At 65.6% G+C, this 24,615-nt stretch carries 21 protein-coding genes and 1 riboswitch; of the genes, 13 read left to right on the top strand and 8 right to left on the bottom strand.

Going from position 1 to position 24,615, the window contains the following annotated elements; all coding sequences use genetic code 11:
- Positions 1–13: 13 nt before the first annotated feature.
- Genes CH290_RS13390 through CH290_RS13380 form a run of 3 tightly spaced genes read right to left on the bottom strand, consistent with a single transcriptional unit; the run spans position 14 to position 2,021 of the window.
- Positions 14–709 carry a hypothetical protein gene (locus CH290_RS13390; protein ID WP_033189593.1) on the bottom strand — a complete coding sequence of 232 codons (696 nt, stop codon included), beginning with the start codon at positions 707–709 and terminating at the stop codon, positions 14–16.
- Positions 706–1,662 (bottom strand): ABC transporter ATP-binding protein, encoded by a 957-nt coding sequence (locus CH290_RS13385; protein WP_019664221.1) that lies wholly within the window; start codon positions 1,660–1,662, stop codon positions 706–708. Before CH290_RS13385 ends, CH290_RS13390 begins: the two co-directional genes overlap by 4 nt.
- Complete coding sequence (locus tag CH290_RS13380; protein ID WP_026347629.1) at positions 1,659–2,021, bottom strand: GntR family transcriptional regulator; 363 nt, start codon at positions 2,019–2,021, stop codon at positions 1,659–1,661. The genes CH290_RS13385 and CH290_RS13380 overlap by 4 nt, the downstream gene beginning before the upstream one ends.
- Positions 2,022–2,164: 143 nt before the next feature.
- Between CH290_RS13380 and CH290_RS13375 the strand changes: the two genes are divergently transcribed.
- Entirely contained in the window at positions 2,165–2,731 is a 567-nt protein-coding gene (locus CH290_RS13375; RefSeq protein ID WP_019664219.1) for an alpha/beta fold hydrolase, read from the top strand.
- Between the two features lie 9 nt (positions 2,732–2,740).
- On the opposite strand, the gene mtr is transcribed toward CH290_RS13375, so the two are convergent.
- Both mtr and CH290_RS13365 read right to left on the bottom strand, forming a co-directional pair.
- Positions 2,741–4,129, bottom strand: coding sequence for a mycothione reductase (gene mtr, locus CH290_RS13370; RefSeq protein WP_019664218.1), 1,389 nt, complete (start codon positions 4,127–4,129; stop codon positions 2,741–2,743).
- On the bottom strand, positions 4,126–5,166 hold the full coding sequence (locus tag CH290_RS13365; RefSeq protein ID WP_026347628.1) for an alpha/beta hydrolase: 1,041 nt from the start codon (positions 5,164–5,166) through the stop codon (positions 4,126–4,128). The genes mtr and CH290_RS13365 overlap by 4 nt, the downstream gene beginning before the upstream one ends.
- A 179-nt stretch (positions 5,167–5,345) precedes the next feature.
- Here CH290_RS13365 and mqo point away from each other — a divergent pair, with 179 nt between their 5' ends.
- The 10 genes from mqo (at position 5,346) to CH290_RS13315 (ending at position 18,205) form a co-directional block, all read left to right on the top strand.
- Positions 5,346–6,857 carry a malate dehydrogenase (quinone) gene (gene mqo, locus CH290_RS13360; protein WP_033189594.1) on the top strand — a complete coding sequence of 504 codons (1,512 nt, stop codon included), beginning with the start codon at positions 5,346–5,348 and terminating at the stop codon, positions 6,855–6,857.
- A 12-nt stretch (positions 6,858–6,869) separates the two neighbouring features.
- Positions 6,870–7,346, top strand: coding sequence for a GNAT family N-acetyltransferase (locus tag CH290_RS13355; RefSeq protein ID WP_019664215.1), 477 nt, complete (start codon positions 6,870–6,872; stop codon positions 7,344–7,346).
- 11 nt (positions 7,347–7,357) lie between these two features.
- Positions 7,358–7,507, top strand: a riboswitch (adenosylcobalamin (AdoCbl) riboswitch).
- Between the two features lie 44 nt (positions 7,508–7,551).
- Positions 7,552–9,477 (top strand): magnesium chelatase subunit D family protein, encoded by a 1,926-nt coding sequence (locus tag CH290_RS13350; RefSeq protein WP_033189595.1) that lies wholly within the window; start codon positions 7,552–7,554, stop codon positions 9,475–9,477.
- A 13-nt stretch (positions 9,478–9,490) separates the two neighbouring features.
- On the top strand, positions 9,491–10,111 hold the full coding sequence (gene cobO, locus CH290_RS13345) for a cob(I)yrinic acid a,c-diamide adenosyltransferase (RefSeq protein WP_019664213.1): 621 nt from the start codon (positions 9,491–9,493) through the stop codon (positions 10,109–10,111).
- Positions 10,105–11,538, top strand: coding sequence for a cobyrinic acid a,c-diamide synthase CobB (locus CH290_RS13340; protein WP_170947579.1), 1,434 nt, complete (start codon positions 10,105–10,107; stop codon positions 11,536–11,538). The genes cobO and CH290_RS13340 overlap by 7 nt, the downstream gene beginning before the upstream one ends.
- Positions 11,535–11,897 (top strand): cobalamin biosynthesis protein, encoded by a 363-nt coding sequence (locus tag CH290_RS13335; RefSeq protein ID WP_019664211.1) that lies wholly within the window; start codon positions 11,535–11,537, stop codon positions 11,895–11,897. The genes CH290_RS13340 and CH290_RS13335 overlap by 4 nt, the downstream gene beginning before the upstream one ends.
- 46 nt (positions 11,898–11,943) lie before the next feature.
- On the top strand, positions 11,944–13,608 hold the full coding sequence (locus CH290_RS13330) for a DUF7800 domain-containing protein (protein WP_230621011.1): 1,665 nt from the start codon (positions 11,944–11,946) through the stop codon (positions 13,606–13,608).
- A gap of 15 nt (positions 13,609–13,623) precedes the next feature.
- Positions 13,624–15,438 carry an ATP-binding cassette domain-containing protein gene (locus CH290_RS13325; protein ID WP_033189598.1) on the top strand — a complete coding sequence of 605 codons (1,815 nt, stop codon included), beginning with the start codon at positions 13,624–13,626 and terminating at the stop codon, positions 15,436–15,438.
- A gap of 11 nt (positions 15,439–15,449) precedes the next feature.
- Positions 15,450–16,691, top strand: a complete 1,242-nt coding sequence (gene cobA / locus CH290_RS13320; RefSeq protein ID WP_019664208.1) for a uroporphyrinogen-III C-methyltransferase — start codon at positions 15,450–15,452, stop codon at positions 16,689–16,691.
- A gap of 11 nt (positions 16,692–16,702) precedes the next feature.
- Positions 16,703–18,205: an MFS transporter gene (locus CH290_RS13315; protein WP_033189599.1), complete on the top strand. Its 1,503-nt coding sequence runs from the start codon at positions 16,703–16,705 to the stop codon at positions 18,203–18,205.
- Between the two features lie 47 nt (positions 18,206–18,252).
- Here the strand turns inward: CH290_RS13315 and mgtE are convergent, their stop codons facing one another.
- A complete protein-coding gene (gene mgtE / locus CH290_RS13310; protein WP_020110270.1) occupies positions 18,253–19,599 on the bottom strand; it encodes a magnesium transporter in 1,347 nt (448 codons plus the stop codon).
- 107 nt (positions 19,600–19,706) lie between these two features.
- On the opposite strand from mgtE, the gene CH290_RS13305 reads away from it, so the two are divergent.
- The gene (locus CH290_RS13305; RefSeq protein WP_033189600.1) at positions 19,707–20,918 is read left to right on the top strand and encodes a DUF418 domain-containing protein; all 1,212 of its coding nucleotides are present in this window, start codon (positions 19,707–19,709) and stop codon (positions 20,916–20,918) included.
- Here the strand turns inward: CH290_RS13305 and CH290_RS13300 are convergent.
- Both CH290_RS13300 and yaaA read right to left on the bottom strand, forming a co-directional pair.
- Complete coding sequence (locus tag CH290_RS13300; RefSeq protein ID WP_019664204.1) at positions 20,836–22,059, bottom strand: DUF2786 domain-containing protein; 1,224 nt, start codon at positions 22,057–22,059, stop codon at positions 20,836–20,838. The two genes, CH290_RS13305 and CH290_RS13300, sit on opposite strands and share 83 nt — an antisense overlap.
- A complete protein-coding gene (gene yaaA, locus CH290_RS13295; RefSeq protein ID WP_019664203.1) occupies positions 22,056–22,799 on the bottom strand; it encodes a peroxide stress protein YaaA in 744 nt (247 codons plus the stop codon). Before yaaA ends, CH290_RS13300 begins: the two co-directional genes overlap by 4 nt.
- A gap of 48 nt (positions 22,800–22,847) precedes the next feature.
- On the opposite strand from yaaA, the gene CH290_RS13290 reads away from it, so the two are divergent.
- On the top strand, positions 22,848–24,599 hold the full coding sequence (locus CH290_RS13290; protein ID WP_019664202.1) for a proline--tRNA ligase: 1,752 nt from the start codon (positions 22,848–22,850) through the stop codon (positions 24,597–24,599).
- Positions 24,600–24,615: the final 16 nt, after the last annotated feature.

Genomic DNA, 24,615 nt, shown 5'->3' with positions numbered 1-24,615 from the left:
TGCCGACGTTTTTTCAGGGTGTTGCCGACCGCAACCCTGCCCATCCGGTGACCGCGAACAGTCCGGCGAGAACCAGAGGTACGACGCCCAGCAGTACGAGCGCAGGCGTGTCGAGGAAGAACCGTCCTACCTGCGGCCACCAGCGTTGCCATGTGACGAGGATGGCGCCACCTCCGACGAGGACGACGGTGCCCAGGCCGATGGCGAGGACGCCGTTCACTCGGTATTGCTGATAGGCGACTCCCAGGAACAATCCGATCGCGGCGACGAGCAGCAGCGTCGCGAACAAGCCGAACCACTGCACGGCTGGATTGTCCGTCACGTATCGGACGATTCCGAACATGCGCAGTTTGACGCCGAAGCCTCCGGTGGCGGATTCCACGGCGGACAGAATCCACACGACGGTCGCCAGTACTGCAGATTGAACGACGCCGACGAGTGCCGTGGCGGAGAAGAATTCGCGTCTGGTCACAGATATTCCGAGCGCGAACGGGAACGTCTGGGTCACGGCCTGCAGATAGAACCCCACCGCAAATCCGTACATCGAGAACAGCGCACCGGTGAAGTTGTAGTCGCTGTCGGTGGTGGGTATCAACGCGAAGATGACGTAGCAGATGGCGAACGAGATGGCGAGGATTCCGAGAGGCCAGCCGATGATCAGCGGCCATGCGACCGTGTGCAGACGAGCGACGTCGAACGTTCGTTTCATGAGACCGACTCCTTGGTGGCGTGATCGGATGTGAGGGAGGCGCCCCGGCCGTACGCGGTGGTGTTCCGAATGACCAACTGCTGCAGCGACAGTGGTTCGGCGGCGAGGCCGAGCGAGGATGCGTGTGCTCGTTGCGCGTCGGTGAGGGCAGCGTCGATACTGACCCTGGCCATGGACCCGAGTGACTCTCGGTGCAGCACGGTGTGATTAGCGACGAACTTCTCGACGGCGTCCGCGGCGCCCGATATCACGAATGCGCTGTGGCGTAGAGCGTCGGCGTCGGCGTCGATGACGATCCGCCCCTTGTCGATCAGCAGCACGTGCTCGATCAGGTCGCTCACCTCGTCGATCAGGTGGGTCGACAGCACGATCGTGCGCGGGTTCTCGGCGTAATCGGCCAACAGGCGGTCGTAGAACATGTGTCTCGCGACAGCGTCGAGTCCCAGGTACGGTTCGTCGAAGAATGTCAGCGGTGCACGTGACGCCAGCCCTATGACGATTCCGAGCGCGGAGGTCATACCGCGTGAGAGCTTCTTGACCTTGCGCGACGGCGGCAGGTCGAAATCGCGGACCAGGTCGTCGGCGAAGGCCTGATCCCAGTGTGGGAGAAGCCGTGCAGCGCAGGTGAGTACGTGACGGACCTTGAAGTCGTCGGGGTACTTCTGGCTTTCCTTGACGAAGCAGACGTCGGCCGAGACCGCGCCGTTCTCGAACGGCGGCATCCCGAACACCTCGACGGTGCCCGCGCTCTGGCGATTCTGCGCCGTGAGCAACTGCATGACCGTCGTCTTGCCTGCGCCGTTGCGACCGAGCAGACCGTAGATCTTGTCGGCGTGCAGGTCGAAGTCGACACCGTCGACTGCGGTGAAGTCCCCGTAGGTCTTGGTGAGGTTGCGGACCGAAGCGATGACTGGAGTGTCGTCGACCACGGTGAGGTCGTGACGGGCGTTCATGGTGCTTCCTCCCAGTTGTCGAGCATGGACTTGAGTTCGTCGACGGTCACGCCGAGCTTGCGTGCCTCGGTGACCAACGGCCTGATGAACTGATCGGCGAAATCGTCTCGGCGACGAAATCTCAATGCGTCGCGGGCGCCGGTGGTGACGAACATGCCGATCCCTCGTTTCTTGTAGAGGATTCCGTCGGCGACCAGCTTGGCCAGACCCTTGCCTGCGGTTGCGGGGTTGATGCGATGGAAGGCAGCCAGCTCGTTGGTCGAGGGGACCTGGCTCTCCTCGGCGAGTCCGCCGTCGATGATCGAGTTCTCCACCATCTCGGCGATCTGGATGAAGAGCGGGCGACCTTCGTCCATCAGTGCGAGCTCCATGAGCCCGGGTGGTTAAGTGGTTCGTTACTCATGTAACTAACCATAGAACCCGGATCGGGGTAACGCAACAGCGAGGAGCAAAGTGGTCCGTTGTGGATCGGCGGCATCGGGGTGCAGTAGCGTCGTATCCCATGGATCACAAGCACGTTGCAGCCCGCGGCGGGAGCTGCACCCTGCGCATCGCCGGTCCGGAATCGCGGCACGTCGTGCTGCTGCTCCCCGACGCAGGCGATGCCCCCGATGTGTACGACGGCGTAGCCGAGCGGCTGCACAACTCGGACCTCAAAACCGTTGCGGTGGAGGACATCGACGGGCTCGACCACGATGGAGTGCTCGAGTTGCTGACCGAACTCGGGTTGCCCTGGGTGCACCTCGTCGGCAGCGGAGTGGGCGCGGAGCTGGCCTGGGGCCTCGCAGCACGCACGTTCGGAAAGTTCACGTCACTGGTGGTGTGCGACCGAACCCACCCCGCCATCGCCGACGAGAACGGAACCGTGCGCGCAGCCGACTGCCCGGCCGTGGAGATCCCGACGACACTCGTGATCGGCAGGTCGACCAAGGCGCCGGGGGCCGACGCCAGTGGCCGCCTCGTCTACGGCGATTTCCGTGTCGTCAGACTCGACGGTGTGGACAACATTCCCTCGGCCGCGTCGGCCGAGCTCGCCACGGAGATCGTGCTGCGCACCAGCCCCTGGTGACCTAACGAATCAGATGTCCAGGCCGAGGAGCGCGTTCTCGACCACCTCGGGCAGGCCCGGGTGGATCCAGTACTGGCCTCGTGCCATGTCGGAGACGGTGGTGCCGAAACTCATGGCCTGGATGAGTGGTTGGATCACCGTCGGAGCCTGGGCACCGATGACGTGGGCGCCGAGAATTCGACCCGTCTTCTTCTCTGCGACGATCTTGCAGAATCCGTCGCGATCCTCCATCGCCCAGCCGTATGCGACGTCGCCGTAGTCCTGAATCTTGACGGCGATGTCGAACCCTTCGTCGCGCGCCTGCTCCTCGGTGAGCCCGACCTCGGCGATCTGAGGGTGCGTGAACACCGCGGCGGGGACGAATCGGTGGTCGAAGGCACGCAGCGACGAGGTGTCGTTCCACTCGTGCTGCAGGAGGTTGTGCTGAACGACTCGGGCTTCGTGGTTCGCGACGTGCTTGAGCTGGTACTCCGACGACACGTCGCCGAGGGCGAACACGCCGTCTGCGGTGGTGCGGCCGAATTCGTCGACGACGATCCGTCCTTCGTCGTCGAGCTCGATGCCTCCTGCCTCCGCGCCCAGTCGATCGCCGTTGGGCTCACGCCCGACGGCGACGAGCAGGACGTCGCCCAGCACACGGGTTCCGTCCTTCAGCTCGAGGCCGACGCGCTCGCCGTCCGAGACTGCGGACACCTCGCCCGAGTCCAGGTGGACGTCCCAGCTTCGCTGCGCCAGCTCGGTGAATCGGGTGGACACGTCGACGTCCAGCCCGCGCAGCAAGGCGTTCTTGCGGGCCACGATCGACACCTTCGAACCGAGTGCGCCGAAGACATGAGCGAATTCGGCTGCGATGTAGCCGGATCCGAGGATGACGAGGTGCTCGGGGAGCTCGGGGAGCCGCATGACGTCGCTGTTGGTGTAGTAGCGGACGCCGGACTCGGCGACCGCGTCGGGAATCACCGGACGGGACCCGGCGGCGACGACGACCTGATCGGCCGTGATGACCGAGCCGGTTCCGGTGTCGATCGTGCGGGGACCGACGAACGTGGCGTGACTGCTGAACAGGGTGACGTTGGGGCTGCCGTTCTCGCGGTAGTCCTTGCCTCCGGCGGCGATGGGGTCGATGCGGCCGAACACGCGGTCGACGATGTCCGGCCAGCGCACCTTGTCGATCGACGCATCGATGCCGTAACGCGAGGAATCACGGATGGTCTGTGCGACCTCGGAGGCGTACACGAACATCTTGGTGGGAATGCACCCGACGTTGAGGCAGGTGCCCCCGAACGGCGAATGCTCCTCGAACAACGCGACTTTCAGGTCGGCGAAGCGTTCGTCGGCAATGGAGTTTCCCGACCCCGATCCGATGATCGCAATGTCGAAGTGCTCGGGTGTGGTCATCGAATGGTTCCGATCTCGCTGTGGTTCTGTCCGGATTCGCGGTCTATGTGGGCGCTGCGGTACAGCCAGTCGATCCACTCGTTCATCTCGTCGAACGCCTGCTTCCGGGGCGTCTCCTTGGACAGAAAGACGTCGTGACGAGCCCCCTCGATGGGAACGATGGTGGTCCGGTCGCCGAGGCATCCGGCCCACCGTGCGATCTGACGCACGTCGAGAACGGCGTCGGCCGCGTCGGTCTGCGAGCTGTACTTCCGCGAGAAATGCGTGACCTTGGAGCGGAGAATCAGCGACGGAACGCCGATGTCGAGGCCGCGGTGCAGTGTCGCGTGTCCGTGCCGGATCGCTCGGATCCAGCCGAACGTGACGGGGAACCCGGCCAGCGGCTTCCAGTCGAGGTTGTACTCCCATTCGCCCTGCTCCGACGCGGCGAGCGACACGCCGTAGGTGTCGAGGCCGGTGCCCGGCACGGGAGTCTTCGCCTTCACCCGGCCGATGACGTCGATCGCGGTCGTTCCGACGCTTCTGATCGCAGACGGTCCCTGTAGGTCGAACCACGGGCTGTTGAGCACGACTCCGTCGATTCCCTGCGCGGCTGTCCCGCCGCTCCTGCGATTGAGCCTGTCCAGCCACAGCGGAAGGATCAGTCCTCCGGTGGAGTGTGCGGTCAGTAGTACCGACCCGCCTCCGGTGTCCTGGCGAACCAGAGACAGAGCTTCGGTGAGTTCGGCGTCGTACATCTCGAGGTCGGTCACGAAGTGCGGCGTCTGTCCCTCGCGCAAGGAACGTCCGCATTTACGCAGGTCGAGCGCGTAGAACGCAAATCCTTTGGCCGCGAAATGCTCGGCGAGGTGTTGCTGGAAGAAGTAGTCGGTGTACCCGTGCACGTAGATCACCGCGCGACGAGCAGAATCCGTCCCCGACGGTTGATACCGCACGAGGGTCGCTTCGACCGTCCCCTCGCCGTCGGGGTCGTCGCCGAGCGTGATGGTGGTCTGTTCGTAGCCGTCGCCGAGGACATCGGGCACCCAGGTAGTCACAGATCACAACTGTAGTAGGAGCGTCGGGCGGCGTACGAGGAGCACAATCGGAGCAGGGCTTTTCAGGCGCGTCGAATCGGGTACGTACGGACGGGTAACGTAACCGCCACCGAAAAGTTGAACAGTCGAAGCAGTCAGTCGCCGAGCGAGAACTCACGGACAAGGAAGTCGATTCTCCAGTGTCAAAAGAACAGCAGGTCAAGACCGACGTGGTTCTCGTCGGCGCCGGAATCATGAGCGCCACCCTCGGGGCTTTGCTGAAGCAGCTCGAACCCGAGTGGTCGCTGGACGTGTACGAGCGACTCGACGCGGCCGCTGCCGAGAGCAGCGACGCGTGGAACAACGCCGGCACCGGCCACTCCGCTCTGTGTGAGCTGAACTACACCCCGCAGAACAAAGACGGTTCCGTCGACATCGCCAAGGCGCTGAACGTCAACGAACAGTTCCAGGTGTCGCGTCAGTTCTGGGCGCACAGCATCGAATCCGGCGTGCTGAGCGACCCGAAGAACTTCATCAACCCCATTCCTCACGTCAGCTTCGTCCACGGCGAGTCGAACGTGAAGTACCTCCGCGCTCGGTACGACGCACTGGCGTCGAACCCGCTGTTCGAGGGCATGGAGTACATCGACAGTCCGGACGAGTTCACCCGGCGGCTGCCACTGATGGGCGGGGGCCGCGATTTCTCCGACCCTGTCGCTCTGAACTGGAGCGACGAGGGCACCGACGTCGACTTCGGCGCGCTGACCCGTCAGTTGCTCAACTACATCTCCGGGTCCGGGGGCACCGTCCACTTCGGCACCGACGTCACCAACATCACCAAGCAGTCCGACGGCACGTGGAACGTGAAGATCGCGAACCTGCGGACCGGTGAGAAGAAGACCGTCAACGCCAAGTTCGTCTTCGTCGGAGCAGGCGGCGGTGCTCTGCATCTGCTGCAGAAGTCCGGGATCAGCGAGATCAAGGGCTTCGGTGGGTTCCCCGTCAGCGGCGAATGGCTGCGCTGCACCAACCCGGACCTAATCGCCCAGCACTCGGCGAAGGTGTACGGCAAAGCGTCCGTCGGTGCGCCGCCGATGTCGGTGCCGCACCTCGACACACGCGTCATCGGGGGCAAGCCCGGACTCCTCTTCGGCCCCTACGCAGGGTGGTCGCCGAAGTTCCTGAAGCAGGGCAAGTTCACGGATCTCCCCAGCTCGGTCAAGCCGGGCAACCTGATGTCCATGCTCGGCGTCGGTGTGACCGAGCTCGGTTTGGTGAAGTACCTCGTCGGCGAGCTCGCGCAGTCGGCAGCCGATCGCGTCGAGACCCTGCGTGAGTTCGCGCCCCAGGTCGTCGGTAAGGACTGGGAGCTCGTCACGGCCGGTCAGCGTGTGCAGGTGATTCGCAAGAAGGGCCGCGGCGGAGTGCTCGAGTTCGGAACGGCTGTCATCAACGCGGCCGACGGCTCCATCGCGGGTCTGCTCGGCGCGTCGCCGGGTGCGTCCACCGCGGTGCCGGCGATGCTCGACGTGCTGCAGCGCTGCTTCGGTGACCGCTACGACGGTTGGCAGCCGAAGCTGAAGGAGATGGTGCCCTCGCTCGGCAAGAAGCTCGCCGAGGACCGGGCGTTGTTCCGCGAGGTCTTCGATTGGACGTCGGCTCGCCTCGAACTCGGGCAGACCACCCAGGTCGCACAGCCCAGCGGCGTGTGATAGCAAGAGCTGATGACTACGCAAGCTGCTGCCCTGAAGCGTTCCTGGGCTCTGGACCTGTCCAACAAGACGTTGTACGACCTGTTGAAGTTGCGTGTCGAGGTGTTCGTCGTCGAGCAGGCGTGCGCTTACCCTGAGCTCGACGGTCGAGACCTCCTCTCCGAGACCCGGCACTTCTGGCTGGAACGAGACGGCGAAGTCGTCTGTACGTTGCGCCTGCTGGAAGAGCACGACGACGGAGAAAAGGCGTTCCGCATCGGCCGGCTCTGCACACAGCGGTCTGCGCGCGGGCAGGGTCACACCACTCGCATCCTGCGCGCAGCGCTCGCCGAGGTGGGTTCGGCACCGTGCCGCATCAATGCACAGAGCTACCTCGTCGACATGTACGCCAAGCACGGATTCCTGCCCGACGGGGAGGAAGTGCTCGAGGACGGAATTCCGCACACCCCCATGCGTCGTGGGGGCGGAACTCCTTGGAGCGAGGCGTAATCGGACCGGTCGTTCGACGACCAGGAAGTTGATGCGGGGAAGTCCTGTGTGAATCAGGCACGGTCCCGCCACTGTGTAGGTGCTTCGGTCCCCAGGGGCCGAAGCACCGAAGTCAGATCACCGCACAACTTCGCAGTACGCCCGCCGGATCGGCGGGCTCGTCACCTCTCCGGCGCGGAGTCCGCCGGGACGAAGGAGTTCTCTCGTGCAGCAGCCCGGCTATCCGTTCAGTGCGATCGTCGGTCAGGAGCAGCTGCGGTTGTCCCTGATCCTCTGCGCAGTCCACCCCGGTATCGGTGGTGTGTTGGTGCGCGGCGAGAAGGGGACCGCCAAATCCACCGTCGTCCGGGCATTGGCAGCGCTGCTGCCTGCCGTCGACGACGAGGGCGTCACCAGGCCTGCACGGCTCGTCGAGCTGCCCGTCGGCGCAACCGAGGATCGAGTGGTGGGCTCGCTCGATCTCGAGAAAGTGCTACGTGACGGTGAACGCGCGTTTCAGCCGGGTCTGCTGGCGGCGGCGCACCGTGGAGTGCTCTACGTCGACGAGGTCAATCTGCTGCACGACCACCTCGTCGACGTCCTGCTCGACGCGGCCGCGATGGGCCGCGTGCACATCGAGCGTGACGGTGTATCTCATTCGCACCCAGCGCAGTTCGTGCTCGTCGGGACCATGAACCCGGAAGAGGGAGAGCTTCGGCCTCAGCTGCTGGACCGATTCGGACTGGCGGTCGAGGTCACCGCGTCCCGCGATGTCGACACCCGGATGAACGTGGTGAGGCGCCGCCTGAACTACGAACGGAATCCCGAGGAGTTCGCGGCCGAGTACGCCGACTCCGACGCGGAGATTGCACGGAAGATCGTGCACGCACGCGAGGCGCTGGCCGATGTGGTGCTCGACGACACCGAGCTGCGCCGAATCGCCGCTCTCTGTGCCGCATTCGACGTCGACGGCATGCGAGCCGACCTGGTCGTGGCTCGCACGGCCACGGCGCACGCCGCCTGGCGCGGCGCCGATGCCGTCGACGAATCCGATGTCCGGGTCGCCGCGGAACTCGCACTGCCGCATCGGCGTCGGCGAGATCCCTTCGACGAACCGGGTATCGACGAGTCGGCCCTCGACGACGCGATGCGGGATGCCGCCGAGCAAGCGGAGTCCTCCGCCGAGTCGGATCCGGGACCCGACGACGACGGAGGTGGAGACGGTGGCGGAGACGACGGGGGCGGAGACGACGGTGGCGGCGAACCGCAGCCCGATCCCGGGCCACAGCCCGGCACGTCGTCGACGGACAAGCCCGACGCCCCCGAGAAACAGGCGAGTGAGCGAGACGCCGCAACACCCGGCGAGAAGTTTCGTGCGCGATCGATCGAGGTTCCCGGCGTCGGGGAGGGAGCCCCGGGTCGCAGGTCCAGGGCGCGCTCGCCGCAGGGACGGGTCGTGCGGTCGACGACGGAGCCGGGCAAGGGACTACACCTGGTGGGGACATTGTTCGCTGCCGCGGAGTCTCAGGTCGCGCGAGGTCGACAGTCCGGCCGATTCGTGTTGCAGCCGTCCGACCTTCGGGGTGCGGTGCGTGAGGGCCGCGAAGGCAACCTCATCGTCTTCGTCGTCGATGCATCCGGTTCCATGGCGGCACGGGATCGTCTCTCCGCGGTGACCGGTGCAGTTCTGTCGTTGCTGCGTGACGCGTACCAGCGACGAGACAAGGTCGCGGTCATCACTGTTCGCGGTCGGGACGCCGAGTTGGTGCTGCCTCCGACGTCGAGCGTCGACGTCGCCGCCACACGACTGCGAAGAATGAAGACCGGCGGCAGGTCACCGCTTGCTCAGGGATTCGTCACGGCGCGCGACGTCGTTCTGCGTGAGAAGGTTCGCGACCCGCTGCGCCGTGCCCTCGTGGTGGCGATGACCGATGGGCGCGCGACGGGCGGACCGGATCCGGTGGGTCGCGCGCGCACAGCGGCATCCCGCATCGCGGGTGATCACATCGGTTCCGTCGTCGTCGATTGCGAGTCGGGGATGGTTCGGCTCGGATTGGCCGCCGAGTTCGCCCGCCACCTGCAGGGCGGGTACGTCCGTCTGGCCGATCTGTCGGCCGATCGCGTCGCCGCCGTCGTACGCGCGGCCGCGTAGGAAGGCGAGAAGCATGCCTCAGGGAGTTCCGCTTCCGGGATCGGTACCGCAGGACGGATTGACCACCCGGCAGCGTCGCAATCAACCGGTACTGGCCGTGCACACCGGGCCGGGCAAGGGGAAGTCGACCGCTGCGTTCGGGATGGCGTTACGCGCGTGGAATCAGGGTTTCGACGTGGGTGTGTTCCAGTTCGTCAAGAGCGCCAAATGGAAGGTCGGTGAGGAAGCAACCTTCACGATGCTCGGCGAACTCCACGAATCTTCGGGTGTCGGAGGCGCTGTCGAATGGCACAAGATGGGCGAAGGTTGGTCCTGGACCCGAAAGAAGGGGTCCGAGGTGGACCACGCTGCAGCCGCTGCCGACGGGTGGGCGGAGATCGCGCGGCGACTCTCGGAGCAGACGCACCGGTTCTACGTCCTGGACGAATTCACGTATCCGTTGAAGTGGGGATGGGTCGACGTCGACGAGGTCGTCGACGTGCTTCGGAGTCGGCCGGGTAATCAGCATGTCGTCATCACCGGCCGCGATGCACCTGCAGCGCTGATCGACGCGGCCGATCTGGTCACCGAAATGGCGAAGATCAAACATCCGATGGACGCGGGCCGCAAGGGCCAACGCGGAATCGAATGGTGACCACCTCCGTTCCCGCCGTCGTCATCGCCGCCCCGGCATCCGGGAGCGGAAAGACTACGGTGGCAACGGGTTTGATGGGTGCGCTGCGTGGTGCCGGGCGTCGTGTCGCCCCGTTCAAGGTCGGCCCCGATTACATCGACCCCGGCTATCATGCACTCGCGACCGGGCTCCCGGGCCGCAATCTCGACGCGGTCATGGTCGGCGCCCAGCGGATAGGTCCGCTGTATCGACACGGAAGCGCGGGCTGCGACATCGCCGTCGTCGAAGGCGTCATGGGCCTGTTCGACGGCAAGATCGACATGTCCGGTGGTGGCGCCGCCACAGCCGAGGGCTCCACGGCCGCCGTCGCAGCCATGCTCGGTGCGCCGGTCGTACTGGTCGTCGACGCACGAGGCCACAGTCAGAGTCTGGCCGCTGTGCTGCACGGGTTCTCGACGTTCGACACGTCCGTTCGCATCGGCGGCGTGATCCTGAACCGAGTGGGAAGTCCTCGCCACGAGGAGGTGCTCCGTCAAGCGTGCGAACGTGTCGGCGTGCCGGTTCTCGGGTCGCTGCCCCGGATGGCGGAACTGGCCGTGCCGTCCCGGCACCTCGGACTGATCACCGCGCTGGAGCACGGAGGCCGGGCACGGGCGGCCGTGGATGCGATGTCCGACCTCGTCACCGCACACGTGGACATCGCCGCGATCGTCGCACTGGCCCGCTCGGCGGTGCAGGATCGACCGTGGGACCCCGCGGGCGAGGTGGGCAGGCATTACGAGACCCGTCCCGTGGTGGCGATGGCGGGAGGGCCCGCCTTCACCTTCGGGTACGCCGAACACATCGAACTTCTCCGAGCGTCGGGAGCCGATGTCGCGGTGTTCGACCCACTGACGGACGGGCTGCCCGACGGCACATCCGGAGTCGTCGTCCCCGGAGGCTTTCCGGAGGAGCACGCCGAACAGCTGGCGTCGAACACCGCGTTGCTCGCCGACGTCCGCGCCGCAGCAGACCGCGGCATTCCGATCCACGCGGAATGCGCCGGGCTCCTGTACCTGGCGCGCGAACTCGACGGGCACTCGATGGCCGGAGTGCTCGACATCGAAGCACGCTTCGGCACGTCGCTCACTCTCGGTTATCGCGATGCGGTGGCGCTGGAGACGTCCGTTTTGTTCGACGCCGGGCAACGAGTGAGCGGGCACGAGTTCCATCGGACCAGGCTCGTGGATCAGGCGCCCTCGACCGACCTGCACTCCGCGTGGGGGTGGCGGAACCCCAGCGTGGCAGCGGAGCGGGCGTTCGTGCAGGAAGGATTCGTGCGCGGCGGTGTACACGCGTCGTACCTGCACACGCACCCGGCGGGCAGCCCGGAGTCGGTCCGTCGTTTCGTCGGTGCCTGCGCGACGTTCGCCTCCGCGCGTTCCCACGAGACCAGAGCGGGCGCGTGACGCCGGCGGCCACGCACGTGGTCGTGGGTATCGGAGCGACGTCGACGGCGTCGGTGGCGGATTGCCTCGCCGTCCTGCGTGACGTCGTACCGACGACGTTCACGATCGTGGCGTTGTCCACGCTGGAGTCGAAGGACGCTCAGATGCTTCCCGTCGCCGAGTCCCTCGGTGTGACGCTTCACCTGTGGTCCGCGGAGGAACTTGCGGCGGTGACGGTCACCGAACCGTCCGCTCGGACGCGGGCCGCCACCGGAACGCCCAGTGTCGCGGAGGCGGCGGCGCTGCGCGCAACCGAAGGACGCCTCGTACTCGCGAAGACGAGTGCCCGCGGTGTGACGGTCGCTGCAGCGCTGCTGTGACCGGCCACAGTGGCGCGTCGAGCGGACTCAGGGCATCGTGGTGACGATGACGTCTTCACCGCTCGTACTCGGTCCTCTCGTCCGCTATGTCGGTGCGCACGATGCAACGTTCTGGTTCGAGTTCGACCGGCCGGGGACCGTCCGAGTGACCACCGACACCGGTGTGCGCGGTGAGGCTTCGACGTGGGGCGTTCACGGTCACCATTACGCGCTCGTCGCGCTCACCGATCTGCCTGCCGACACCGCCATCACCTACGACTCGACGTTCGACGGCCGCGTCGTCTGGCCCGAACCGGGTGCAACCGCGGCGATTCATACCATCGACCGGCACGGTCCGGTGACCTTCGCGTTCGGATCCTGCAGGCGCGGAGACAATTACAGCGACGAATCCCTACAGCGAATCGGCGCGGATGCGCTCGCGGGCCTCGGCACCCGCATGGCCGGGCAGGGACCGGAGGAGTGGCCGCAGGCGCTGCTCCTGCTCGGCGACCAGGTCTACGCCGACGACCCGTCGCCGGAGATCATCGAGAGGTTGCGCGCTCGACGAGCCGCGGGCGACGGTCCGGCGAGTGCCCGCGACACCGACGCGGCCGACGAGATCTGCGACTTCGAGGAGTACTCGTGGCTCTACCACGAGTCGTGGGGAGTCGAGCCGGTCAGGACGCTGCTCGCGAGCGTGCCGTCGTGCATGATTCTCGACGATCACGACCTGCGTGACGATTGGAACTCGTCGGCGTCGTGGCGCGCCGACATCGAGACCAGGCCCTGGTGGAAGGACCGTGTCGTGGGTGCGTTCTCGTCGTACTGGGTGTATCAGCACCTTGGCAATCTCTCGCCCGACGAGCTCGGTCGGGACGAGCTGTACGCACAGGTGAAGGCCGCTGCGACCGACGAGGATCGTGAACGCCTGCTCTCCGAGTTCTCGCTGCGAGTCGACGAGGTGCCCGAGACCGGCCGGTGGAGTTTCTACCGGGACTTCGGTGACACTCGGTTGATCATGATCGACTCCCGGTGCTCGCGTGACCTCGATCCGAGCCGGCGCGCGATGGTCGACGACGTCGAGTGGGCGTGGGTCAGGGAACGAGCGCTCGAGAAGTCTCCGCGGCACCTGCTCTTCGGCTCGTCACTGCCGTATCTGATGCTGCCCGCACTGCATCATCTCGAACAGTGGAACGAGGCTGTGGCACAGGGGAGCTGGGGCAAGCTCGCGGCGCGAGTAGGAGAGAAGCTCCGAATCGACCTGGATCTCGAGCACTGGGCCGCGTTCGGAAAGTCGTTCCTGGACATGGCGACGCTGGTGCGCGAGATCTCCAGAAGCGACGACGCACCCGCCAGCATCATGTGGCTTTCCGGCGACGTGCACTGCTCGTACGTCGCGCGAGCCGAGTTCGGGGTGGGCGGCGACGTTCCGGCGACGTACCAGTTGACGATGTCGCCGTTCCGCAACCCGCTGAACCTACCGATTCGTGCCGTGAACCGGCTGGCGATCAAACGTCCGGCCGCGCGGGTACTGGCTTCGCTCGCACGGGGAGCCAAGGTGCCGCCGCCCGACGTGAGTTGGGAAGCCGAGGCCGGGCCGTGGTTCGACAACGGCGTCATGCTTCTCACGACCGAGGGGGAGACGGCGCGGGTGAGCGTCGAGCATGCGCACGTCGATCCCGTCGGCCGACAGACCCTGACCACCACTCGAAAAATGACGTTGACTCCCTGACATAGATTTGTCGGCGTGGCTCACCTCGAACTGACCGACATCGACTACTTCCTGCCCGACGGCAGGCAGCTTCTCAGCGGCGTCGGATTCCGTGTCGGTGACGGCGCCAAGATGGCGTTGATCGGACCGAACGGCACAGGCAAGACCACGTTGACTCGCATCGTCTCCGGCGATATCGAGCCCGAGGACGGCGCCGTGACCCGATCGGGTGCGCTCGGAGTCATGCGTCAGTTCGTCGGGAGTGGAGCCGGCGGAACGACCCGTGGGGTCGGGAGTGGAGCCGGCGGAACGACCCGTGGGGCCGGGAGTGGAGCCGGCGGAGCGACCCATGGGGTCGGGAGTGGAGCCGGCGGAACGACGGTTCTGGATCTGTTGCTGTCGGTGTCCTCGCTCGCGGTGCGCCGAGCCGCCGAGGCTCTGGACGAGGCCGAGAACGCGATGATGGAGGCGGACGACGAGAAGACGCAGATGAACTACGCTGCTGCGCTGTCCGATTGGGGCGATGTCGGAGGATACGATCTGGAACCGTTCTGGGACAAGGTGACGATGGCGGCGCTCGGTGCACCGTTCGACGTCGCGAAGTGGCGTGATGTGTCGACTCTGAGCGGTGGCGAGCAGAAGCGTGTCGTGCTCGAGGCGTTGTTCGCCGGTTCCGACGAGTTGCTTCTGCTCGACGAACCGGACAACTACCTGGACGTTCCCGGTAAGAGGTGGTTGGAGAAGACGATTCGTGAGTCGGACAAGTCCGTGCTCTTCATCAGCCACGACCGCGAGCTCATCGCGAATGCCGCCACCCGCATCGTCACTCTCGAACCGGGATTCAACGGGGCCACCTCCTGGGTCCACGGCGGAGGCTTCGCCACTTACTACGACGCGCGCGAGGACCGGAACGCCCGGCTCGACGAACTTCGCCGCCGCTGGGACGAGGAACGAGTGAAACTGCGGGCGCTCGTTCTCCGTTTGCGGGAGAAAGCGAAGTTCAACGACGGCATCGCCGCTCGCTATCAGGCAGCGCAGACGAGGCTCACGCGGTTCGAGGACGCGGGCCCTCCCGAGGCGGTTCCCCTGAAGCAGAAGGTGACGGTACGGCTGCACGGTGGGCGCACCGCGAAACGCGCGCTGGTGTGTACCGGACTGGAGCTGACCGGGTTGATGAAGCCGTTCGACACGGAGATCTGGTTCGGTGATCGGGTGGCCGTGCTCGGTTCCAACGGATCCGGCAAATCGCACTTTCTTCGGCTGCTGGCGGCGGGCGGTACCGACCCCGAGCGGGAGCACCTCCCGGTCCAGGAACTCAAGATCGCGCCCGTACCGCACAGCGGCACCGCCGTGTTGGGTGCGCGGGTGCGGCCAGGATTGTTCGCGCAGACTCACAGCAGGCCGGATCTCCACGGCAAGACGTTGCTGGACATCCTGCATCTCGGCAACGAGCACCGTGACGGAATGGGTCGCGAAGCCGCGAGCCGTGCACTCGATCGTTACGGCCTGTCACTCGCCGCAGAGCAGTTGTACGACAACCTGTCCGGTGGGCAACAGGCACGGATTCAGATCCTGCTGCTGGAACTGTCCGGCGCCACCCTGCTGCTCCTCGACGAACCGACGGACAACCTCGACCTGGTGTCCGCGGACTCGCTGCAGGACGCCATCACAGCATTCGAGGGAACGGTCGTCGCCGTCACCCACGACCGATGGTTCGCGCGCAGCTTCGACCGGTTCCTCGTCTTCGGATCCGACGGGCAGGTCCGCGAATCGAGTGAGCCCGTCTGGGACGAAACACGGGTCGAGCGCCCGCGAGGCCTGCGGGAGCGAGCACCCAGGGCAACGCGGTAGCGTTTCGTACCGTGAATGTCTCCACATCGAGTGAGTCCGACGCGACCGATTCTCCCTATCTGGTCGGCCTGAATCTGTCCGGACGGCGTGTTGTCGTCGTCGGCGGTGGCACTGTCGCGCAGCGTCGGCTGCCGTTGTTGATCTCCTCGGGTGCGGTGGTTCATGTCATCACTCGTGAGGCGACACCCGCGGTGGAGGGCTGGGCGACGGCTGGTCAGGTGACGCTGGACCTGCGGGACTATCGCGACGGAGACATCGCGGACGCGTGGTACGCGATCGCGTGCACCGACGAGGCCGAGACCAACGCGGCCATCGTCGCCGAGGCCGAACGGGCCAGAATCTTCTGCGTTCGCGCGGACGTCGCGCGCGACGGCACCGCGGTCACCCCGGCGTCGGCGGATTACGACGGACTCACGCTCGGTGTGCTGGCCGGGGGAGAGCACCGTAGGTCGGCTGCGGTGAGGACCGCGGTGCTCGAAGCTCTGCAGTCCGGTGTCGTCACCGACGCCGCACACGCCCCGCACACCGGCGTCGCACTCGTCGGCGGTGGCCCGGGTGATCCCGACCTCATCACCGTTCGCGGGCGTCGCCTGTTGACCTATGCCGACGTCGTGGTCACCGACAGGCTCGCGCCGCCGGAGTTGCTGGCCGAGCTCGGCCCACACGTCGAGGTCATCGACGCATCGAAGATTCCGTACGGACGCGCGATGGCCCAGGAGGCGATCAACCAGGCGCTGATCGACGGAGCGAAGGCAGGGAAGTTCGTCGTCCGGCTCAAGGGCGGGGACCCGTACGTCTTCGGCCGTGGTTACGAGGAACTCGAAGCTCTCACCGACGCGGGAATCCCGGTCACCGTCGTGCCGGGAATCACCAGTGCGATCTCCGTGCCGTCCGCTGCGGGCGTGCCGGTGACGCATCGAGGTGTGACTCACGAATTCGTCGTCGTCAGCGGACACGTCGCGCCGGACCACCCCGACTCTCTCGTCGACTGGGACGCACTGGCGCGACTCAAGGGCACGATCGTGCTCCTGATGGCCGTCGAGCGGATCGACAAATTCGCGGCGGTGCTGATGAACGGCGGACGAGCCGCGTCGACGCCGGTCCTCGTGGTCCAGGAGGGGACGATGCGTACCCAACGTGAGGTACGGGCGGACCTCTCCACAGTGGCCCAGAAGGTCAAGGACGAGGGCATACGTCCACCTGCGATCGTCGTAATCGGAACCGTTGCTGGTTTTTCTGTGAACTCTCGGTAACGTGAACCCCCGTGCCTGATCACACGCAGCCCGCAGCGCCCACGACGCAGATCGTCTACCCGGTCACCACCAGGGCATTCGGTCTGGCGATCATTGTTCTGAGCGGACTGCAGCTCATGGTGGTTCTCGACGGGACGGTGGCCAATCTGGCTTTGGCGCCGCTGCAGGCGGATCTGGGATTGAGCGACGCGGGTCGCAACTGGGTGTTGACGTCGTACGCACTGGCGTTCGGCGGCCTCATGCTTCTGGGCGGGCGCCTCGGCGATGCGTTCGGTCGTAAGAAGATGTTCCTCGGTGGCGTCGTGCTGTTCACCATCGCGTCGCTGTTGTGCGGGCTCGCCGTCAACGAAGCGACGTTGGTGGCCGCGCGCGCACTGCAGGGCGTGGGTGCGGCAGTGGCGTCGCCGACGGCCTTTGCGCTCGTGGCGACGACCTTCGCACCGGGCCCGGTGCGAAATCAGGCCATCGCCATCTACGCCGCGATGACCGGGGTCGGTTCCATCGCCGGACTCATCATCGGCGGTGCGCTCACTCAGGTGTCCTGGCGCTGGATCTTTCTGATCAACGTGCCGATCGGCATCCTGATCGTGATCCTCGCGGTGGTGTCACTGAAGGAAACCGCAGGCGTCCGCTTGGCCCTCGATTTCCCCGGAGCGATACTCGGCACCCTCGGCTGTACCGGCGTGGTCCTCGCGCTCAGTGAAGGCACCGAACTGGGGTGGCTCAGTCCACTGGTGGTCGGTTCGCTCGTCGCGGGTCTGATCCTGCTGGGTCTGTTCCTCGTCGTCGAGCGCCGAGCGGACAACCCGCTGCTTCCGTTTTCTCTGTTCGCGAGCAAAGACCGGGTCGCCACCTTCGTGGCGATCTTCTTCGCCGGCGGCGTCATGTTCTGCCTGGCCGCGTTCGTCGCCCTGTTCGTTCAGGACATCCTGGGCTACAGCCCGTTGGCGGCGGGCCTCGCGTTCGTTCCGTTCGCCTTCGGACTGGGCGCTGCCGCGTTCATCACCTCTCAACTCGTCGTACGTATTCAACCGCGATGGTTGGTCATGACCGGTGCGTTGATCATGATCGGGTGGCTTCTGTTCTCGGTGGCCACCATGGACGCCGATTCGTCGTACTTCCCCGGCATCTTCTTCCCGGTCATCGGCATCGGATTCGGCGTCGGCATGGCGTCGATCCCTCTTCCACTGTGCGCGATCGCCGGGGTGCAGGCCACCGAAATCGGCCCCTTGACCGCCATCGCCCTCGTCGCGCAGACACTCGGCGGCCCGGTGGCACTCGCGATCGTCGGCGCGCTGGTCACGTCCCGCACGCTGTCACTGGGGGGCACCACGGGCCCGGCGACCTTGATGAACGACGTTCAGCTCGGCGCCCTCAGCTCGGGCTACATGTTCGCGCTCTTCTGCTGCTCCATCCTCGCCGTCGTGGCAGGTCTCGCGGCATTCTTCATTCGCTTCACCCCCCAACAGGTCGCCCAGGCCCAGGCCGCGCAGGAAGACGCCCAATCGGCCTAGACACCCAATCGACCTAGACACCCCAGCGGCCTAGACACCCCAGCGGCCTAGACGCCCAGCACGAGCTTCGCGATCGCGAAGTAGACGATCAATCCCGTTGCGTCGCAGAACGTCGAGATGAACGGCGTCGAGAACACGGCAGGGTCGACGCCGATCTTCTTGGCCAACAGTGGCATCGCGCCCCCGACAGTAGCTGCCAGAGTGCAGATCGCGAGGAGGGTGGATCCGATGACCAGGCCGAGATGCCAGTCGTAGACAAGGCCTGCGATCACGAATCCGAGCGTTCCGAGCATCGCGCCCATCGTTGCGCCCACGCGAATTTCGCGGAACAGTACCGCGCCGATATCGCGCGGGCGTACGTCGCCGACGGCAAGTGCACGAGTCACCGTGGTGGCGGCTTGGGATCCGGTGTTGCCACCGGTTCCGGTGAGCAGCGGAATGAACAGTGCGAGCGTCACCACCGCAGCCAGCGCATGCTCGAAGATTTCGAGTACTTGCACGGTGAGAATGGCGGACAGCGCGAGGACAAGCAGCCACACCACACGCGATCGCACGATGCTCAGCACCGGAGTGGCCAGGTACGGCCGGCGCAGAGGCTCGGTGCCGCCGGCACGAGCCGCATCTTCGTCCTCGGCATCTTCGAGAATGCGTGATGCCTGGTCGATGGTGAGGATGCCGATCAAGCGATTCTCCGAATCGACGACCACGACGGCTGGGCTTCGATGGTCGAGGCACGAACGGGCGGCTTCCTCGGCGGAGACGTCGGCCGTGACGACGGGCCGGCTCGTCGAGAGGTTCTCGACGACCGTCGCGGGGTCGGCGGTGGCAACGTCGGCGAGCGTCGCGACGCCGACGAGCCGTCGGCTGTCGTCGGTGATCGGAAGCAGATAGACGGACTCGGCACCGGCTCCGATCGCCCGCACCTGAGCCAGGGCCTCGTCCGCCGTCGTGGTGGGGCGGACACGGACGTACTCGGGGCTCATCCGTCGTCCGACGGACCCTTTCGCGTAGCCGAGCATCGGCGCGGTGAGCTCACGCTCCGTCCGTGAAAGTCCTTGCATCAACCGGTGCGCCACATTGGAGGGAAGTTCGTCGACGAGTTCGACGCGATCGTCGGGATCCAGTTCGGCGAAGAGGGTGACGACGTCGTCGTCTCGCAGCGCGGTGACGAGTTCGCTGCGGACCGATGCGTCGAACTGCTCGAACACATCGAGTGCGCGATCCTTCGGCAGCAATCGGTACAGCACCGCGCGTTCGGCCGAGTCCGTACGTTCGAGAATCCGCGCTGCGTCGGCAGGCGGCAGGTCCGCGACGAGTTGGGACATGCCGGCGAGATCTTTCGCGCGAAGCAGTTCCGTCGAGCGGGTGATGACGTCGTCGAGAGTGTGGTGCACTCGTCCATTGTGCCGAGTGCACCGAGCGGAACCGCGTGGGCTGCTTCCCTTCGGGGTCCGTCGAAAGGAGGACGCGATGAATGCATCGATGTCGTTACCGTTGAACCATGGCGGCCCTCGAACGGTATCGATCATTGGATGTGTTGCGCGGCATCGCGATTGCAGGCACGCTCGGCACCAACGTCTGGATCTTCACCAGCGGATCCGGGCTCGTCGGATATCTCGACGGTGTCGGGAAAGGTGACGGTGGGTGGGGCCTGGCCGAACGAATTCTGCAACAGCTGGCGCAGGGCAAGTTCCTCGGTCTCCTGACCGTCATGTTCGGTATAGGGCTTGCGATCCAGCAGCGATCGGCGTCGACGCGAGGGGAACCGTGGCCGGGTCGATACCTCATCCGGGCGGCACTGCTCTTCGTCGACGGGCTACTGCACTTCCTGCTGTTCACCGAGTTCGACGTGCTGATGGGGTATGCCGTCACCGGTTTCGTCGTCGCGTACGTTCTCGTCGGAGGGGAACGTGCTCAGCGGCGGTGGATGATCGGCGCCGCCGGCGTGCACGTCGTGATGATCTCGGCGATCGCAGCGCTGCTGGCCGCAGCACCGAACGGTACATCGACGGAACCGCTCCAGCCCAATCCGTATGCGGACGGCTCGTTCTGGGATCTGGTGGTGTTCCGAATCGACAACGCAGTAGTGTTCCGCTCCGAGACGGTGTTGATTCTTCCGATGTCGATTGCACTGTTCTTGTTGGGGGCAAGCCTGTTTCGCGCGGGAGTGTTGTCCGGATCGGGGAGAATTCTCCGACGGCGGATGATGGTTCTCGGAACGGTCGCGCTGCCTGTCGATTTCGCGCTCGGACTGGTGGGCGGAGACCTCGGAATCATCGTGTCTCGATACCTGACGGCACCGTTGGTGTCCCTGGGGATTCTGGCATTCGTGGCCGGCTTGTACCTTCGCGGTGATCGCGACGGATTCGTGACCGCGCGGCTCACCGAGATCGGACGGATGGCATTGTCGAGCTACGTTCTCCAGAACGTGGTGGCCTCGATTCTGTGCTACGGGTGGGGGTTCGGGATCGCGGCCGAACTCGATTCGCCCGCGCAGAAGGTCCTCGGTACGGTCGCGATCTACGTGGTGACGGTGTCGATCGTAAGCCTGTTCGCACACCTGTGGCTGCGGCGCCACCGACGTGGGCCGATCGAATGGTTGTGGAACTACTCGGCGGGAATCGGCGCGGCTACGACAGATGGGCCTCGTCGGCGGCAGCCTGGCCGGAGTGCCATCCTTCGGCGTCGAGTCGTGGCCCCCGCATCGCCCTGACGTTGGGGAACAACCGATCGAATTCCTCTTCGACGGCCGCAGTCTGTGTGGCGAGCATCGGGAGCAGGCTTCCCGACTGTTCTGTCGCCTCCTCGAGGGCGAGTGCGCCGACGTCGGCGAGACGCTCGCCGATCCTGACGGCATAGGCGAACAGAAACGCCTTGCCGAACGCTGCGGATGCAGCCCCTTTGCGTCGCTTGGCTTTCGGCGAGTGCGACAGTGCCCGCGTCGCCTGGACGAGCAACGAGGTGAACAGCAGTTCGGTCTGCTCGACGTCGACGGGGGAGCCGACGAGAGTAGCGACGGCGAACTCGGGATCCCAGATGGACTTGACCCGATTGACGTCGCCGACGGCGTGCAGCAGCTGTGCTTTCGCAGGTGCATGAGGGTTGTCGACGTGGAGTCGACGGCTGATCACGTCGACGTTGCCTTCGGTCAACAGCAGCGAGTCGATCGAGTACCGCGTCATCAGTTCCTGCGCCTTGGCGGTCAGGGTCTCGGCTTCTTCTTCGAAGTCGGTGGCGTCCGCCTTCGCGAGCAGTCCGCGGATCCTGCCGAGCACCTTGCCGTTCGGTGATTCACCGGTCGTCACGCCGCGGTCCATGCGAGGAGCACGCTTGCGTGGCCACTGTGAGGGCAGCGGCCCGATCTGCGGCCATCTCGGCAATTGTTGCCACTGCCCCAGAAGCGCGAGCACCGCGATCCATTGATCACTGGCAGCGATGTAGTCCGATTTTCCGCTCGCCGACAACTGTGCCGCCAGGAAGCTCGGAGACGCTTCGACTCGGGCCGCAGCTTTGGGATACGCGGCACAGATCTCCGAGAGCTGATCGACCCAGCTCTGCGGCGCACGGTCGTCGGCGTCGGTCAGATCCGATTGGTGCAGAATTGCCGCTGCCGCAAGCGAAGACACAGCGACGGTTTGTTGGCGTCGCACGATGTGCAGCAGGTCGAACGGTTGCCATCCTGCTTCGTACATCGTCTGGATCATGTTGGTGAGCGCCAGCGACCCGAGTGCCTGCGGGTCGAACTCGTCGAGCGCGATCAACCGGTCGGCGATGTCGTCGACGAGTCGCAGGTCCTTGCTGCGGCCGTACGAAGCGTCGGCGCCCTGCCGCAGCAGCGAAGGAACCGGGTTCATTCGGTGAGCACGATCAACTCGGTCGGCGAGGCGACCTCTACGCGAAGCCCGGACTTCGCTGCGACCCGTGCCACTCCCTTGACGTCCTTCGGTTCGGCGGTCGTCAGCGTCAGTGCGCGCGCCAGCAGGCCTTTGTGGTGCTTGTTGAAGTGGCTGACGACGGACCGGGTGCCGTCGAGCTTCTCGGTGAGAACGGTCGCCGTGACCGCCCCTGGGACCGGACCCAGCTGCTGATACGTCCCGGATCGAAGGTCGACCACCAGATCGTCGGCCTCGGCCAGAAGTGCCTCGGTCAGGTCCGGCTTCCACAGTGAGCGCAGCGTGCCGAATCCGGGAATCTTCGACCCGCCGGACAAGCGGTACGACGGGATGGGATCGGTCGCGCGCACCGCTCCGAACAGGGCGGAGCCGATCCACAGGCGTGCCGCGGCCCGGGCGCGGCCTGCACGCGTGAACGAACCGGCGTCGAGTGCGTCGTACAGCACGCCGGTGTAGCGGCTGAGAGCAGGAGCGGTCGGCGACGTCCACAGCGCCGCATTGCGCTGGATCTCGTCGGCCTGGGTCGGACCGAGTCCGAGGGCTGCGCTCGAGGCCTCGACGTCCGCAGCCAACTCGACCAGGGCATCCGCGAGTTTCTGCCGCAACGGGGTGAGATCCGGCAACGACAGCTCGTCGAGGTCGAGAGGTGATCCCACACCGCCGTCGGACTTGGTTTCGGAAGGTGGGAGCAGGATGAGCACGGGGAGCAACGTTACCGTTTCGCTGGGCACCGACTACGCTCGTACCCCGTGATCACCCGTCTTTCGCAGTTGTTCCTTCGTACCCTCCGCGACGACCCCGCCGACGCCGAGGTCGACAGCCACAAGCTTCTGGTTCGTGCCGGCTACGTCCGTCGTATCGCGCCGGGTGTCTACTCGTGGCTGCCGCTGGGTCTGAAGGTGCTCCGGAAGATCGAGAACGTCGTCCGTGAAGAGATGAATGCGATCGGCGCACAAGAGATCTCGTTGCCTGCCCTGCTGCCTCGTGAACCGTACGAGTCCACCAATCGATGGACCGAGTACGGCGACGCGCTGTTTCGGCTGAAGGACCGCAAGGGCAACGACATGCTGCTCGGTCCGACGCACGAGGAACTGTTCGCGCTCACGGTCAAGGGTGAGTACAACTCCTACAAGGACCTGCCGGTCACCCTGTACCAGATTCAGAACAAGTACCGCGACGAGGAGCGTCCCCGCGCAGGCGTTCTGCGTGGTCGTGAGTTCATCATGAAGGACTCGTACTCCTTCGACCTCGACGAGGACGGGTTGAAGGCGTCCTATCACGCCCACCGCGAGGCCTACCAGCGCATCTTCGCGCGGCTCGGTATCAAGTACGTCATCGTCGCGGCCACGTCCGGCGCGATGGGCGGCAGTGCCTCCGAGGAGTTCCTCGCCGAGAGCGAGGTCGGTGAGGACACCTACGTTCGTTGCATCGAGTCCGGCTATGCAGCCAACGTCGAAGCCGTCACCACCGCCCGCCCGGACTCGCTGCCCATCGAGGGTCAGCCCGAGGCGGTCGACTACGAGACCGGCGAAACCCCGACCATCGCGACACTGGTCGACTGGGCCAACAGTGCAGATCTCGGCCGGACCGTCACCGCCGCGGACACGCTGAAGAACATTCTGCTCAAGGTGCGCCAGCCCGACGGTGAGTGGGAACTGCTCGCCGTCGGCGTCCCCGGAGACCGCGAGGTGGACGAGAAGCGTCTCGAGGCGTCGCTCGAGCCCGCCGAGTACCAGTTGCTCACCGACGCGGACTTCGAGGCCAACCCCTTCCTGGTCAAGGGGTACATCGGGCCTCGTGGCCTGCAGGCCAACGGTGTTCGGTATCTCGTCGACCCCAGGATCGTCGACGGAACATCGTGGATCACCGGCGCGGACGTCAAGGGCAAGCACGTGGCGAACCTCGTGGCCGGCCGCGACTTCACTCCGGACGGGACCATCGAGGCGGCCGAGGTGCGCGACGGTGACATGTCGCCGGACGGACGCGGACCGCTCGTCAGCGCGCGCGGAATCGAGATCGGCCACATCTTCCAGCTCGGCTACAAGTACACCGACGCGTTCACAGTGGACGTTCTCGGTGAGAACGGCAAGCCGGTGCGGCTCGTACAGGGTTCCTACGGTGTCGGTATCACGCGTGCCGTAGCCGTGGTGGCCGAGCAGATGCACGACGACAAGGGCCTGCGTTGGCCTGCGGAGATCGCGCCGTACGACGTTCACTTGGTCATCGCGAACAAGGACGAGGCTGCGCGCGACGGTGCCGAGGCGATCGCGTCGGAGTTGAACCTGCAGGGACTCGACGTCCTGTTCGACGACAGGAAAGCGTCGCCCGGCGTCAAGTTCAAGGACTCCGAGCTGCTCGGCATGCCTCTGGTGGTCGTCGTCGGCCGAGGATGGGCCGACGGCAAGGTCGAGATGCGCGACCGCTTCACCGGCGAGAGCGTCGAGCTGGACAAGGCGACGGCCGCTGCCGAGATCGTGAAGGCTGTTCGCCGTAGAGACTGATTCGCCACCCTGGTCG

This window comes from Rhodococcus sp. 06-156-4 (genome assembly GCF_002259345.1).
GTDB lineage: Bacteria > Actinomycetota > Actinomycetes > Mycobacteriales > Mycobacteriaceae > Rhodococcoides > Rhodococcoides fascians_E.
Note: the sequence above shows the minus strand (reverse complement) of the source record. Positions and strands in the feature narration are given on the sequence as shown.